We start from the raw sequence: 16,890 nt of genomic DNA, 5'->3' as shown, positions 1-16,890 counted from the left end.
AGGAGAAAGTGAACTCAGCTTTGCAAGTAAATCACTTCTCATTTTTTTACCCCTTCCTCAATCAAATTACTCTCGAATATCCCTTGTGCTTCTTCCTCTGATAGCTCCTCTAATTGCTTAAGTAGTTCCAGTAATTCTTCATCATTACTCACTTCTGCTTCTTTTTGAACATAGTCTTGAAGACTTACATTCTCCTTACTATCATTCTGCATTTCTTGATTTTTGTTATCGAGCAATTGATCAATCTGTTCTGCCAATTGCTGCACCGTATGAAACATAAATAAATCATGCAATGGTATCTCGATTCCAAAAGCCTCTTTAAGATTGGAAACAGCTTGCGTAGCGAGTAGTGAATGGCCACCAATTTCAAAAAACGAATCTTGAATTCCGATGTTTTCCATACCTAAAACTTCATGCCATATCGAAACGATTGTTTTTTCCGTGGACGTACGAGGAGCAATATAACCACTTGCTATCTCCTGTCTCTCTGGTGCTGGTAAGGCCTTCCTATCAATTTTCCCATTAGGAGTGAGTGGAAATGCATTTAATCCAACAAAATAGGCTGGGATCATATAATTTGGTAGTTGATCCTTGAGATAATCACGCCACTTTTGAGCATCCCCGCCTCCTACAACATAGGCGATCAAACGTGGATCGCCAGGATAATCTTCCCGCACCATCACAATAGCTTCGTTAACTAATGTATGCCTTTGTAATGTCGCTTCAATTTCTCCTAGTTCAATCCGGAACCCACGAATTTTTACTTGATGATCGATTCGTCCAACATACTCCAAATTTCCATCCGGCAAATACCTTACTAGATCTCCAGTCCGGTATACTCGCTCGTCTTCTTTAAACGGATGCGGTATAAATCGATTTTCCGTTAAGTCAGGGCGTTTTAAATATCCACGCGCTAACCCTGATCCACCAATGTATAGCTCACCAACTACACCAATTGGAACCATTTTTCGTTCAGCACTCAATACATATACTTCTGTATTGAAGATTGGTTTACCGATTGGTGGTACCCTATGCATGACACCCTTTTCTAATTCCATATACGTGGAATACGTAGTATCTTCAGACGGTCCATATAAGTTGAACACCTTCTCAATCGTACTTCTCTCGTATAAATCTTGAACAAGCGGATATGGTAACGGTTCTCCAGCCAAATTTATTACCTTTACTGAAGAAGGAATTGTTTTTGCTCGAACCAGTTCCTTCGCTGCCGATGGCACAGTATTAACCAAAGTCACACCTTTGGTAGACAACTTGTCTAGATGTAGAGCATTTTCAGCGACAATCACCTTACCACCCATCGTTAAGGGAACAAATACTTCAAAAACGGATAAATCAAAAGATAGTGAAGTTGAAGCTAATACTCCCGCTAATTCCTTTCGAGAATACGTGTGATGCGCCCAATGAATCATTGTTACTGTATTCCTGTGCTCAATCATTACTCCCTTTGGATTTCCAGTGGAACCTGAAGTATAGATAATATAGGCTAAGTTATCGCCCGTCACTTCACTCGTGCATACCGTAGTAACTTCTTGTTCTATTTCTGCTCGATTACGATCAATACAAATGACGTTGACGAATGGAGGTATAACCATTTTTTGTTGTAACTTTTCCTGTGTCACCAGTACCTTTATTTGAGCATCTTCTAAAATGTACTGCAGTCGACTTTCCGGATACGCTGGATCAATTGGGACATATGCTCCTCCCGCCTTCATAATTCCTAAGAGACCGACAATCATCTCGGATGAACGTGTAACGCAAATCCCAACTAATGATTCGCATGTTACACCATTTTTTTGCAAATAATGTGCCAACTGATTTGAGCGTTCGTCCAACTCTCGATATGTTAGTTCTTCATCTTCGCACACTACTGCAATTGCTTCTGGTGTTTTTTCCACTTGTTCTTCAAACATTGTATGAATCGTACTATCTTCTATATCTATAACGGCTGATTCATTCCATTCCTCTAGTAGTTGCTTATATTCTACTTTCGATAACATATTCAGTTCTGATAGTATACATTTTGGATGAGAGACAATTTGATTTAACCAATGTTTAAAATGACTTGCCATACGTTCAATGGTTGTATCATTAAACAAATCAGTATTATATTCAAAGGTTAGTGATAATCCTTCTTCCGTCTCAGAAGCAAATAAACTCAAATCAAATTTGGCAACAGAAGCATGGCTTTTCATGAGTTCCATTTGTCTTTCAGATAGCTGAAGAAATTCTTGTTTCGTATTCTGTAAAGTAAACATAGTTTGGAATATTGGTGAATGACTTGTATTCCGTTCAGGTTTTACGGATTCTACCACTTTCTCAAATGGGATGTCCTGATACTCGAATGCTTTTAGCGCTTTTTTTCTTACCTGCGACAATAGTTCTTGGAACGTCGGATTTCCACTGAAATCAGCTCGATAAACTAACGTATTTGCAAAGAATCCTATTAATCCCTCAATCTCTTTCACATTTCGATTAGCGATTGGGCTTCCAACTATAATGTCGTCCTGTCCTGTATAACGAGAAAGGAAGCTTTGATACGCTGCCATCAATGTCATAAATAAAGTGCATCCTTCTTGCAAACTTAAATCTTTGAGCTTTTCCTGTAAGGAATTCGCCACTATTAAGGACTGACTTGCACCACGATGGGTTTGAACTGCAGGTCGAGGACGATCCATCGGTAATTGTAAAACCGGTAGTTCCCCAGATAATTCTTCCTTCCAATATTGAAGATGCTGATTCAAACTCTCCTCTTTTTGCCATTCCTTCTGCCACATGACAAAATCTGCATATTGGATAGATAACTCCTTCAATTCCACTGGTTTTCCGGTTAGTGCTCCTTCATAAAAAGCCATCCATTCTTCAAGTAAGATTCCCATTGACCATCCATCTGAAATAATATGATGCATCGTACAAATGAGAACCCATTCTTCCCTGTCCACTTTCAATATTCGTGTTCGAATCAGAGGACCTTGTCCAAAATAAAATGGTTCCTCCGCCTCGTTTTGAATAAGGCGTTTCATTTCTCTTTCCCTATCTTCCAAAGAAAGATCTGTTAGATTCGTTTGAGGAATATGCCTGAACACAAGAGATTGAACCTGTTGAAAAGGTTCACCCTCTTGTTCTAGAATTGTCGTCCTTAATGATTCATGACGCTCCAACAATTGATTCCATCCGACCTCCAATGCTTCAATTGACCATTTACCTGTTAAGCGACACGCTGCATGAATATTGTACATAGCACTATTTGGCATTAATTGATCAATAAACCATAGACGTTTCTGCGCATAGGAAAGTGGGATAACTTCTTCTCGTTTCATAGGTACAAGAGGAGCAACCTTTCGTTTTTTATCTTCCTTTCGTAACTGATCCACTCGTTTCGCCAATGCTTCCACTGTATCGTGCTTGAAAAGTTCACGTAATGGAATTTTAATTTGGAACAGTTCTTGCAATCGAGAGACGATTTGAGTAGCAAGTAGTGAGTGCCCACCACGTTCAAAGAAGGAATCCTGAATGCCAATATTTTCTGTTCCTAACACTTGACTCCAAACCGAGGCAATAAGCTCTTCCGATGGCGTCCGAGGTAGCACATTTAAATCTTCAATAGCTTGCTCATCAGGTGCTGGCAAGGCCTTTCGGTCAATTTTCCCATTCGGAGTAAGCGGAAAATGTTCTAACTCTATAAAGTGCGCTGGAATCATATGATTCGGTAATTGGTTTTGTAAATACTCTCTCCACTCTTCGGTATTTCCATCGCTTATTACATATGCAACCAATCGTTGATCACCTGGACGATCTTCTCTAACTAATATGACAGCCTCTTTAATAAACGAACATTTTTCTAAAGTTGCTTCAATTTCTCCTAGTTCAATCCTAAAACCACGCATTTTGACTTGATGATCCATTCTACCTATAAATTCTATATTTCCATCATTTAGATATCTTACTGAATCTCCTGTTCGATATAGTCGTTCCCCCAATTGAAATGGGTGCGAAATGAATTTTTCAGCAGTAAGATTCTGACGATTTAAGTATCCACGCGCTAAACCAACACCACCAATATATAACTCACCTTCAGTTCCTATTGATTGCAAGCGTTGATTTTGGTCTAATACATATAATTGCGTGTTCTGTATTGGCTTCCCAATAGAAACAAATTCTTGATTAGGCTGAATATCAAATGCATTCACATAAATAGTGGCTTCAGTTGGCCCATAAAAGTTGGTTAATTTCACTTGTCCACTATAATCCCATTTCTGTTGAAAACGTCTAACTAACCCTGAACTTAGTTCTTCTCCACCAGAAAATACATGGCGTACGGACGAACAATTCATGTTCAATTCAATATGATTGAAGTAATCTAAGAAAACAGATAACATCGAAGGTACAAATTGAACTATAGTAACCTGATGTTGTTTAATCACTTCAGCTATAATAGAAGGATCTTTTTCTCCACCTGGAGGTAGGAAAGATACACTTGCACCAACGTGAATGCCCCAAAATAATTCCCAAACAGAGACATCAAATGAGAATGGCGTTTTCTGCAAGACCACATCTTTTTCAGAAAGCGGATATTTATGTTGCATCCATTCTAGATAATTAATTACTGAATGATGCTCAATCATTACTCCCTTTGGATTCCCTGTAGATCCTGAAGTATACATAACATACGCTAAATTTTCTCCTGTTACACCACTTATACATGGGGTTGTTTCTTCTTTTTCAATTGCAGTGTAATCTTTATTCATACAAATCGTTTCTATATTTTCAGATACAAACAAATTTTTAGAATTCTCTTCCGTCACTAGTACTTCGATTCCAGCATCCTCTAATATATATCGAAGTCGACTCTCTGGATAAGTAGGGTCAAGTGGAACATACGCTGCTCCTGATTTTAGAATACCTAATAACGCTATCATCATTTGTAATGAACGTTCCATATATACCCCAACTAGAGACTCTGGGCCTACACCATGCTTTTGTAAATAATGAGCTAACTGATTTGCACGCTTCTCCAACTCTTTATAGGTAATTTGTTCATTTTCGTAACTAGCCGCGATTGCTTCCGGTGTTTTTTTTACTTGCTCCTCAAACATCGTATGAATCATGCCTTCAGCCGAATAATTAACTTGAGTATGATTCCATTCCTCTAGTAACTGTATTTGTTCTTCTTCTGTTAAATGAGTAATTTCAAATAGTTTTGAATCTAGGCTCTTCGTCATCTGAATTAATATTTGCAATAAGTGATTCTGAATCCGATTTATTGCTTCTTCATTAAAATAGCTTCGATCATACATCAACTTTAAAGTAATTTTCTTACCGGGCATTACAATGAGTGTTAAAGGATAATTTGTTTGTTCCGTGCTTTTAACATCTAGTAATCTTAAATCATCATTTCTCTCACCTTGAATTGGATAATTTTCAAACACATACAAGGTATGAAATAAGGAGCAATTTCGCGGAACCTCACTCCAGCCTTGAATATCTATCAACGAATTATACTCATACTGTCTTCGTTCCATTTCTTTCATTTGTATTTTACGAAGCCAATCTACTACTGATGCATTATCCGTTAATCGAATTCTGGTAGGTAATGTGTTAATAAATAGCCCCACCATATTCTCTGCTCCTATTAAATCAGTAGGACGTCCAGCGCTAGTTACGCCAAATACGACGTCACTGTCACCGCTATACCTACTCAGCAAATAAGCCCATGCACCTTGTACTAACGTATTCAACGTTAATCGACTATTTCGTACCCACTTTTGTAAACTCTCAGTAAGTTCCTCAGATACTTGATAAGCAAACTCTCCATAACCCTTCTCTTGTCCTTGATCCTTTCTTTCCATTGCTAATGGAGTGGGTGCATAGAACCCTTTTAATTCTTCTTTCCAAAATTCCTCTGCTTGACTTTGATCTTGTTTATTTATCCATTGAATATATTTTTTATAAGGAAGAGATTTAGGAAGATTCAACAATTCTCCCTTTATCATCTTGAGATAAACTTCCATCACTTCACTAAAGACCAATGACACACTCCATCCATCTAGCAAAATATGATGATGTGTCCAGATAATTCTCGTTTCCTCTTTTGCTTCTTTAATCGCAGTGACTCTCATCAATGGTGCTTCATCCAATAAAAATCCTTTCCTACGATCTGCAGTCAAAAACTGTTGTAATTTCTTCTCCTTCTCCTCATGCGAATAGGTACTCCAATCCTCTTGATGAATAGTAAAAGGAAGACGTTCGTAAACTGCTTGTAGAGGTTTTTCTACTTCTTCCCAAACAAATACTGAGCGCAGAACCTCATGTCGTTGAATAACATATTCCCAAGCTTTTTCAAAAGTAGCAACATCCAATTGCCCCCCGAGCAAGAAACCTACTTGTACAATATAGGAAAAAGAATGTTCATCATCTTGATCGTATAAAGTATGAAACAGTATTCCTTTTTGCAAAGGTGATAAACCATATATATCAATAACGTCTCCCATTTTTACACCCTCTTTTTTGTTAATTTAAGTAATACTTTGCTTAAGCTTTCTTCCGTAAGATCCTCTGCATCAGCAAAATCTGATACCGTAAAAGCAGACTCTGTTGTTGGTTTATTTATAAGTTGACGGAGATGCCTTAACATACCATCTGCTATCACTTGAATTTTTAATTTAGAAAACTGTTCCCTACTATACATCCAAATAAAATGTAACTTTTCATCTTTCACCATTCCGATAACATCAATTAGATGAGACGGTTTGGAATCTGGAGCATGATCTAAAAATGTAAATCCTGTCTCTTGCATAAACAAAGAGTCCCTTGAAAACACCTGATCAAATTGGCCCAAATAGTTAAAGCTTATTGAAGGCTTTTGCTGATAAAACGGAAGTAATCCTTTATTCAAGTAACGTAAAATACCATAGTCAACTCCGCGATTTGGAATTCGACGTAATTGTTCTTTGACAGCCTTTAACCCTTCAATAGGTGTCTGAGTTCCTTGAAAATTGAGATGAACGGGATAAATACTCGTGAACCAGCCCACTGTCCTTGATGAATCAATACCTTCAATCATCTCTTCTCTTCCGTGTCCTTCTAGATGAATAGAAACGGTTTGCTGATTTGTACAATCGACGATAGCTTGTCCTAATGCCGTTAATAGTACCTCATCAATCCTTGTCTTATGAGTGACTAGAACTTCGTGTAACAATGTTTGTGTTTCTTCTATTCCTAAAGTCCTCGTCACTTGATCAATCGATTCTTCTGTTGTTTCTTGTATTGGATAGTCCATTGGAATTTTCATCGTTTCTTTTTCTACTTGTTCATTCCAATAATTTTGTACTTCTTTTGAAATACCCGAATCACTGTATGTCTGGAGTCGTTCAGACCACTCTTTAAAAGATGTACTTTTCGCAGGTAAGCGAACTTCTTGACCTTGTTTCATCTGGTTATATACCACCTGTAAATCTTCCAATAGAATCCTCCATGACACTCCATCTACTACTAAATGATGAATCACCCAGAATATTCGATCATTTCTAGTCAAGTTATCTTCAAAGTACACTACTCTCATTAACGGACCATTAACTAAATTGAAACTAGCTTGATTAATGTTCATCTCTTCTTGTATTATTTTATTCCACTCTTTTTCATTAACTTGATTACGTTTTACAACATGGAGTACTGACAGCTCATCAGTCCCTTCATTTCTCTGCCTCCACGTTCCGTTTGGTAACTGTTCGTACCGGAAACGTAAAGCATCATGATGTTTCAGTAAATTTAATATCGCTCCCTCTAGTAATTTCACATTCAATCTTTCTTTTACTCTTAAAAGCATTGATTGATTCCAATGCTCTGTATGTGGATGTTCTTGCTCGAAGAACCAGCACTGAATTGGAGTAAGAGGCACATCACCTATCACAATTCCCTGCTCCGCTTGTACTCCCTGCGTTTCTATAGCCACTTGTGCCAGCTCAGCGATAGTTGGGCATTCAAACATTTGCTTTGGAGTAAGTTTTAACCCCACTTGACTTGCTTGAGATATGATTTGAATACTGAGAATCGAGTCGCCACCAATTTCAAAGAAATTATCATAGATTCCCACCTTTTTAACACCTAATACTCGCTTCCAAATGGTAGTCAGTATCTGTTCGTTACTATTCCGAGGGCCAACACATTCACTATTAATCTGCTTTTCCTCTGGCATAGGTAAGGCCTCACGATCAACTTTACCGTTAGCTGTAAGTGGAATAGCTTCCATCGCCACAAATCCCGAAGGAACCATATAACTTGGTAGTTTCGCTTTAAGATACTCTCTCCACGCATCTACATTTCCATCTCCTACAACATATGCTATTAATCTTTTATCGCCCGGCTGATCTTCTCTTACAATTACAACTGCCTCTTTTACATATGCATATGTATGTAAAGTAGACTCAATTTCCCCAATCTCAATTCGGAAACCACGTATTTTAACCTGATGATCAATTCTTCCACGATAATCTAGATTCCCATCTGGCAAATACCTCGCTAAGTCTCCTGTCCGGTATAATCTTGCTTTCAGATCACTACTAAATGGATGAGATATAAAACGCTCTGCTGTTAATTCAGGTCTATTTAAATACCCACGTGCAAGCCCTGCCCCGCCAATATAAAGTTCACCATCGACACCTATAGGAACAGGTTGTTGATAAGCGTCTAGTATATACACTTCTAAATCGGGAATCCGCTTTCCAATATTACTTCTTGAAGCATGCTGCACATCATCTAGAGTAATTGGATAATATGTAACATGAACTGTAGTTTCTGTAATTCCATACATATTAATTAACTGTGGATTTTTCTCCCCATACCTTTGAAACCACGGTAACAAGCTAGTAGGTTCTAACGCTTCTCCGCCAAATATGACATAACGCAGCTGCAAATTTTTATTCTTATCTTCTTGTTCACACACTCGTATTAATTGTCGAAATGCGGAAGGTGTCTGATTTAGAACTGTGACTTCTTCCTCCACCAATAATTGATAAAAATCCTTAGGTGATCGACTAATCCAGTACGGAACAACAACTAATTTTCCACCATATAATAATGCTCCCCAAATTTCCCATACTGAGAAATCAAATGCATACGAATGAAAAAGCGTCCAAGTATCTTTTTCATTAAACTGATACCAACAATCCGTCGATTTAAATAACCGAATGACATTGTGATGCTCTATCATAACGCCCTTTGGATTTCCCGTTGATCCCGAAGTATAGATTACATATGCCAGATTTTGGGGACCGACACTAGAAACCGGCAAAGTCTTACTTTCTTTCCCAATCTCATCTTGATCACGATCCAGGCAAATCGACTCAACATTTTCTGGTAACCAGTTCAATTCTTTTAAACTTTCTTGCGTTACGAATAACTGAATGCTAGCATCTTCTAAAATATATTGAAGTCGTTGCTCTGGATATGTTGGATCAAGTGGGACATAAGCCCCACCAGCCTTCAAAATCCCTAAAATACCTACAATCATCTCGTGGGAACGTTCAACGCACAGTCCAACTAAAGTATCAGGTCCTACTCCTTTTTTCTGCAGATAATGAGCTAACTGGTTTGCACGTTCATTAAGCTCCTTATAAGTAATTTTTTCTTTTTCATACGTAACTGCAATAGCATTTGGATAAATCATCGCTTGCCGTTCGAACATTTCATGAATAGTTACTTGAGGCGGGACATCCAGTTTAGGATTGTTGAACTCAACTAAACTTTTTCTTTTATCTTCCTCAGAAATGATTTCTATTTCAGCCACCTTCTGCTTTGGGTTTTCAAAAGTGTTTTCCATTATCGCTAACATCACGTTAAAAAACTGTTTTATCTCTTCCTTAGAAAATAGCTCCTCACGATAATCAATATGTACATGTAAAGAGTCTATATCAATTAGATTTTCAATATGCACTGCAAAATCTTGTACTTCTTCACGGTTTGGAATCCATAGTGAGTCACCACTTTCATCACGATCCCTATAATCAATCGTAGTTCCGAAAAGTCTCACATTACTGTTATTCTCTTTATTAATCCGCTTTAATAACAAATCAAATGGATATTTCTGATGTCTTAATGATTTACTTTGTTTTCTGGACACCCTACTAATAAATGAAAGTACTTCTTCTTCTGGATCAATATCCATTCTTAAAGGAACTGTACTCACCATCATTCCAATCAATTTTCGTTCCATTTTAGTCATACGGTTGCCGTAAGCCATTCCTAAACCAATATTAAGCGATGAGGTCCACCGATACATGGACAACGAGAAAGCAGCAACAAAAAGGGTGTATAAACTAAATTTTGAATCTTCAGAAAATTTCTCTATCTTTCTCTTCAAATGCTCCGTTAATATAAACGTCTCACGTGATGCTTTGGTACTAACTTGGTACGTATTATAAGGCTTCAATCCAGTCGCAGATGGCAGTGTTTTAAATTCCTCTAACCAGAATTTTTGATCTTTTTGAAAGCGACTACTATTCAAGTATGTTTGTTCATTGGTCAGAAATTGAACATATGAATTTTTAATTTCGCCTTCTTCATTCTCGTTATGCATGTCATAATAATATTTTGCAATCTGCTCAGTAAATATTTGAATTGATAAACCATCCATAATAATATGATGAACATTTCCAAAGACTGCACATTCATTATCGTTTAATTTTATTAAAGCGAAATAGTATAAATTCGAATTAAATAATGTAAACGTTTCTTTTGTTTTCTGCTCAATCCATTCCTCAAGCAAATTTGTATTCTCCACATTACTGAAATCAAAAAACTCAAATTCTTGTTCTTCATGTTTAATAAAATATTGTTTCGGTTCCTGATGCCCATTTTCTTTTAACCTAATGCACAGACCGTCATTTTCACTGATAACGCGATTCACAACTTGGTTTAATTTTGAATAATTCATTTTTCGATGAAGTTTAAATAAAAATCTTAAATTACATATTCCTTTATCAGAATGAATAACTTCTGTATACCATATTCTTCGCTGCGGATGGCTTAATGGATAACATTCCTCATTGGTCATAAAAATCTTCCCTTCAAAAATTATTTGCTCTTATAGGTTCGTGTTTATGTTTACCCCATAAATATTTCTGCATTGAAACTCCAATTACTCCAATAATAACAAGCCCAATCCCTCCATAAACATAGAGTTGAGTTACTCCAAACAAATGCACTAATGGGCCACTCATAGCAGGAGAAATAATTAAAACTGCGTTTGTTAAACTACTTTGAATACCAAATACTCTTCCTACTTGATCTTGATCGGATTCTATTTGTAATATGACTTGATTAGATACAAGCATCAGCCCACTTCCGATACCAGCGATAAAACTAATTAAATAGGCTAAAACGAAGACCGTACCGGGCGTTATCAAACCAATCCCCCCAAAACCAATTCCCATTAAAACCATACCTCCACATACTACCCAGCCATATTGAAATTGTTTTAATTTCTGAGTTAGTAATGCACCAAGTATCCCGCCAAGACCAATAATAGAAATGATATATCCCATTTTACTTTTATCATGTGGGAATAGGCTCTTAAATAAAGTTGGGAATTGCGAGTCTACTAATTGTAATACTGCCATGGCTATTGTAACGAAAATCATGGTTGATAATATTATCCGATTAGATAACACATAACCCCACCCTTGTACCCAAGCGGTCCAAGTACTTTGTTTTTGCTTTTCAACAAATTCTTTCGATATAGTTTCTTTAAATTTTATTGTGGGTATGAGAACTAAGGTAGCTAATAAACAACTTATAGCTCTTATAATGAGGCAGAACTCTGGTTGAAACCAGCTCAGCAACATACCCCCTATAAGTGGGCCTACTATTTTGGTACCCTGCTCTACTATTCCGTTGATACTTACTGCTTTAGTAAGCAAATCCGGGGATACAATCTGTCTTGTTAGTGTTTGCTGTGCAGGATAATAGAAAACAATAAAAATGGAACGAATCATTAATGCCACTAAGAGCCAGTGGATATCTTGTACAAATAAAAGAGCAATCGTTATTAGACCAACCATTAGATTACAGAACATCATAATTGGAATTTTTCTAAAACGATCTGCAATAACACCTGCCCATGAGCCAAAAATAATTCCTGGAAGTGCATATGCAACAGGAATCAATCCAATCATAGTAGGATCTACTTCCCATTCAAACCCAACTATAGTCATAATCGCTAACATATCAATAAAAACACCAAGCATAAGCAATGAATAGGCAGAGAAAACTTGTAAATATACCCTATTTCCTAATAGGCCTTTTGAATCGGTAGTTTTCATAAAAGCAAGCTCCTTAGGTTACTAATATAAACGCTTTTGCGTATAAGGTACCTCTTTATTAAACCAAATTAATCATTATTGACATCTCACCTAAAATTTAACTTCGTCAAAACTTAAACTATTATTTTTTATATCTTTAAAATAGTCAGATAAAATAAAGCGTACCCATTTCTTCATTTTTATATCAACTGTTACAAAATATATCTTTCCCTTACACTAATAACAGCTAAACGTTGCCTTAATATAACCCTTTACAGTCGTTTGCACATTCAATTCACATCCTTTTTAAAGTTGGCTTTTTTCTATCTCAAATACTATCACACAAATATTTCACCTACTATATTCATAAAGTTGAAATATTTGAATCAGAAAATTCGGATAAAAAAACCAAATCCAAAAATCATACCAAACAATTATTTAGTTATATTGCCATTTTATAGATGGCTTTAGCCATAAGGATATCAAAAATTAAGTTTTTTAATTTTATTAACATAATAGTTTAAAGAGGCTATAAATCCTACTAAACAAAAAGATAAATATACAATAAAGTATATTTATCTTTTCTTATCCTACATATTTTCTATGCAAATTAATTCCAATAACTAAAATTGATAATAAAAATATAATACTACCAATTACTAATGTACTCATAACAGAATTGAATAATATAGTATTAATACTTCTGCACCTACTACCTATTTTATTTATTGGATATTTATACTTCAAAAAAATTACACATTATTCACAATTAGGATACATACCCAAAATATGATTTGAATATGTTATTATATTTTAAGGTAATATAAAATCAGTTTTTCTATAAGAGAACTTAATTTTTATGTAGTACGAAATTGTTAGTAATACAGTATATATTTTAATTTAGTTATAAAAACGTTTAAAGATCACCTATTTCCATAAGTGATCTTTCTTTGTGATTCTACATTTATGCACTACTGTAGAAATATATCGTAGATACGCTTTGTTTGCTAAATGTTTAGTTCTTTCCATTTACTAAAAAACATAGCTTAATACAATTAATACCATATTCGTTACATTGCAAACTATTATTTTGTCTTCTGTACAGGCAAACTACTAAAAATTAATTCAGCAACTTTTACATATCCTTTTGAGTTTGGATGAATTAAATCCTTAGACCAAAGCGTATTGTCATTAACTAAATGATGATTCCAAAAATCAACATGATGAAGCTTATACTCTCTGCTCAATGAACGTATAACTTCATTTGCCTCTAATAATTGTTCTTTTATTACTTGTTCTTTTATTACTTGTTTTTTTCAAAAGCAAAAGGAAGCCTAACTGTAAAATCCGGAAGGTTTGCTATAATAATATCAGCCCCTGCTTTACTTAATGTATCTACCATAAATTCCATATCGTTCTTATATGCATCATGATTCCAACGTCCTTTTAAAACATCGTTTGCCCCTGCAATGAGACTAACCAAATCTGGATTAAAAGTTAGCGCCTTTTCCAATTGCTGCGAGCGAATTTCTTCAGTTACTAACCCACGCTTTGCAAAATTGGCATATTCTACATCGTTTTCACACAGTTGAACAAAATGATCTACCCAGCTTTTTAATACAATTCCCTCAACTTCATCCCCTATCCCCTCTGTAAAACTATCGCCAATTGCTACAAATCGCTTCCACATATGTATTCCCCCTTTATTATTAACCATATCTATACTATACAATAGCTCACACCGTAATTGTTATTTCTAAGTGGTTTTCGATTTCAATTATATTCCACTTTACTATATTTACATTTAGAATCTAAAATTGACCGATTCCTAAGTATACTTAGGAATCGGTCATATTCATATATTTACTAAAGAAATACAATCTATCTAGGAATTATACTTTTTTCAAAAAATTTGTTGTTCTTTGTTTTGCCCAGTTGATACATTTCTTTTCGATTAAATGATATGAAACTATAGAAAAAAGTAGTGTCATTGCAATGCACAAAGTAAGAAGGAAAAAGATAGGTATCTTTGTATACAAAAGTTTAAATAGTACCATCATGATTGGAAAATGACATAAATAGATACTGTATGAAATTTCTCCTAAATATACAAATACACTCTTATTTAAAAATGCTTTTACTTTTAGGTTACTCATAGCCATTATAATAAATATACTAACCCCCATTACGACACCCCAATCTTTTATTAAGAAAGTTGTATCATTACGGGAAAAACCATAAATTAAAATGGAATATAAATATAGAATAACCCCTAATGTAATAAGAAATCCTTTTTTAATTTTTTTCATATTCCTATATGAGTAGATAAGTTTTTCCTGATACTTAAAAAGTAACATTCCAACCATAAACATAGATGTAAAATGCAGTGTATCAGCATAACCATTATAAAACCCTTCAGCTTTCCCAATATGCAACATATTAAGAACAACACTAATTAATGAAAAGCTCAAAGCAAATAGTATCGTTTTCTTCCAATTCAGTTTATAAAAAAGAAGGAATAACAAAGGAAACACAATAGATATACGCATTTCTTGAGCCAATGACCAAATAACTGGATTATAATTTTCCGTAAAAAAGTTATTAAGAAGCACAAAGTGGTTTAGAATATCTAATTTTGTTATAGACCCTTGCCACCTATCATAGAACCAATCCCGTAATCCTACCACTTCATACGACGAAAATAAAATAAATAAAACAAAGGTAACGATTATCCAAAAATAATAAGGAATATAGATTCTTACAAATCTCTTAATTAAATATCCCCAATAATTTGTTTTTGAATGATAAAGTGCCATAGATAACACAAAACCACTTAGTACATAAAAAACGATAACAGCTTCCCCACCCGCCCATAAAAACCTAAGCGGGGAAAATTTAATAGAATTAGGCAACGATGGTAGCATTAAAAAAAAATGTCCAAATACCACAGTAAGTGCCGCTAACCCTCGTATGGAATCTAATTCTTTTATTCTGTTACTCATAAAATGTTCTCCTTGTAAATTGTAAATTTTGCTGTTCATAAAGGCCACTATAAGAATGTAGTGGGAGAATTGTACATATTGTTTCTTTAAATTCCTAATATAAGCAGTACAAAGTTAATTTGACCTCCATTTCTTTATATACATAATTTAAAACAAAATATTTAATACAAAGAAAAGATTTTATTAAATTTTTATAAAGTGAAACATTTAGTTGTATCCTATAAAATTAGCTTTTTACTATATCAATCGCACTATCCCACATACCACTAAAAAAAGATCCTGTTTTACGTATAAAACGTGTAAACCAATTTGCTTGTTCCACATCAGATTTTGTTACAAGGTCTATTTGTAATGATTTACCTGATAAGAACCCAGGATCTGTATTATCTTTAGGCGAGATAATCATTTTGCTAATTGTTACACCTTTTTTAATAGGCGCTTCTTGTTCTTTATTCAATACTTTAAATTCTTTTTTATAAATGTCTTTATTGCCCTTCGGCATTGGAAGTGAAACAGCTTGCTTCGTTTGAACTACTACATCTTTGTCTTTTGCATTTGCCACTCGAACTGTTTCATATCCTTTTATTACTGAATCTTTTCCGTAGACATTCTTCACTTCAAAATTCGCAAATCCATAATCGTATAATTTCTTTGTTTCATCAAAACGTGCCGTATGAGATTTTGCTTTTATCACTACAGAAATTAGGCGCATACCATTTCTTTCTACTGTACCAGTGAAACAATCTCCCGCTTCTGGAGTCGTTCCTGTTTTCAAACCATCTACACCTTCATATTGCTTAATTAAACCTTTTAACATCCAGTTAAAGTTCGCCATATCAATTGGATATTTACCACCCTCTTGGAATGTTTTTTTAGGAATTTTTGCTGTATTTAATATTTGGGGGAAATCTTGAATAAGACGTTGTGCTAAAATTGCACAATCCCTTGCAGACATTTTATTTTTCTCGTCTAGAGTTGTCCCTTCTAGGTGATATCCTTTTAAATCTTGATTTGTTAAGCCTGTAGAGTTTACAAATTTATAATCTTTCATTCCAAACTCTTTCGACTTATCGTTCATCATTTTTACAAAATTAACTTCTTTACCAGCAATCTGTTCAACTAAAGCAATTGTTGCACCATTTGCAGAGTAAATTGCCATTGCCTCATATAACTCTTTTACCGTATAAGAGCCACCATTTTCTAATGGAACGTTTGATAATGAACGATCTTGCGAAATCTTATGTGCATATTCAGAGATTTTAACTTTTTGATCCCATTTAAGTTTTCCTTTATCCACCGCTTCATGAACTAAGTATTCGCTCATCATTTTTGTCATACTAGCAATTGCCAATGATTCATCTACATTTTTTTCATATAAAATTTTTCCGGAATTTGCTTCTATTAAAATTGCTGATCCCGCTTCAACGTCTATAGCAGAAACTGTTTCCGCTGCTGCTCTTCCAAATGTAACGAACATGCTAAAAAATAGTGTAAGCACTGTTACTATTGCAATAAATCTCTTGCAAAACATACCTTTCACTTCTGTTACCTCCAATATCTTTGTACTCAAAAAA

The 16,890-nt window shown here is 35.0% G+C and carries 5 protein-coding genes and 1 pseudogene; all 6 read right to left on the bottom strand.

From position 1 onward, the window contains the following. Positions 1-38 precede the first annotated feature (38 nt). The 6 genes and pseudogenes from ATL10_RS06330 to ATL10_RS06305 all read right to left on the bottom strand — a co-directional run bounded on the left by ATL10_RS06330 (position 39) and on the right by ATL10_RS06305 (position 16,856). Positions 39-6,509 (bottom strand): non-ribosomal peptide synthetase, encoded by a 6,471-nt coding sequence (locus ATL10_RS06330; RefSeq protein WP_110496596.1) that lies wholly within the window; start codon positions 6,507-6,509, stop codon positions 39-41. A gap of 2 nt (positions 6,510-6,511) precedes the next feature. Next, entirely contained in the window at positions 6,512-11,068 is a 4,557-nt protein-coding gene (locus ATL10_RS06325) for a non-ribosomal peptide synthetase (RefSeq protein WP_098235909.1), read from the bottom strand. Positions 11,069-11,081: 13 nt separating this feature from the next. Then, positions 11,082-12,335, bottom strand: coding sequence for an MFS transporter (locus tag ATL10_RS06320; protein ID WP_000858616.1), 1,254 nt, complete (start codon positions 12,333-12,335; stop codon positions 11,082-11,084). 1,064 nt (positions 12,336-13,399) lie between these two features. Next, positions 13,400-14,004 (bottom strand): annotated as a pseudogene (locus ATL10_RS06315) (SGNH/GDSL hydrolase family protein). A 202-nt stretch (positions 14,005-14,206) separates the two neighbouring features. Continuing rightward, complete coding sequence (locus ATL10_RS06310) at positions 14,207-15,355, bottom strand: acyltransferase family protein (RefSeq protein ID WP_110496594.1); 1,149 nt, start codon at positions 15,353-15,355, stop codon at positions 14,207-14,209. A 187-nt stretch (positions 15,356-15,542) separates the two neighbouring features. Then, complete coding sequence (locus ATL10_RS06305; RefSeq protein ID WP_000677652.1) at positions 15,543-16,856, bottom strand: D-alanyl-D-alanine carboxypeptidase family protein; 1,314 nt, start codon at positions 16,854-16,856, stop codon at positions 15,543-15,545. Positions 16,857-16,890 lie beyond the last annotated feature (34 nt).

This window comes from Bacillus sp. 196mf (genome assembly GCF_003217275.1).
In the GTDB taxonomy this organism is placed as follows: Bacteria; Bacillota; Bacilli; order Bacillales; family Bacillaceae_G; genus Bacillus_A; species Bacillus_A thuringiensis_S.
Note: the sequence above shows the minus strand (reverse complement) of the source record. Positions and strands in the feature narration are given on the sequence as shown.

Bases quoted from the DNA above. Each gene is read 5' to 3' on its own strand.
- ATL10_RS06310 (WP_110496594.1), bottom strand. From the start codon at position 15,355: ATGAACAGCAAAATTTACAATTTACAAGGAGAACATTTTATGAGTAAC.
- ATL10_RS06320 (WP_000858616.1), bottom strand. From the start codon at position 12,335: ATGAAAACTACCGATTCAAAAGGCCTATTAGGAAATAGGGTATATTTA.
- ATL10_RS06330 (WP_110496596.1), bottom strand. From the start codon at position 6,509: ATGGGAGACGTTATTGATATATATGGTTTATCACCTTTGCAAAAAGGA.
- ATL10_RS06325 (WP_098235909.1), bottom strand. From the start codon at position 11,068: ATGACCAATGAGGAATGTTATCCATTAAGCCATCCGCAGCGAAGAATA.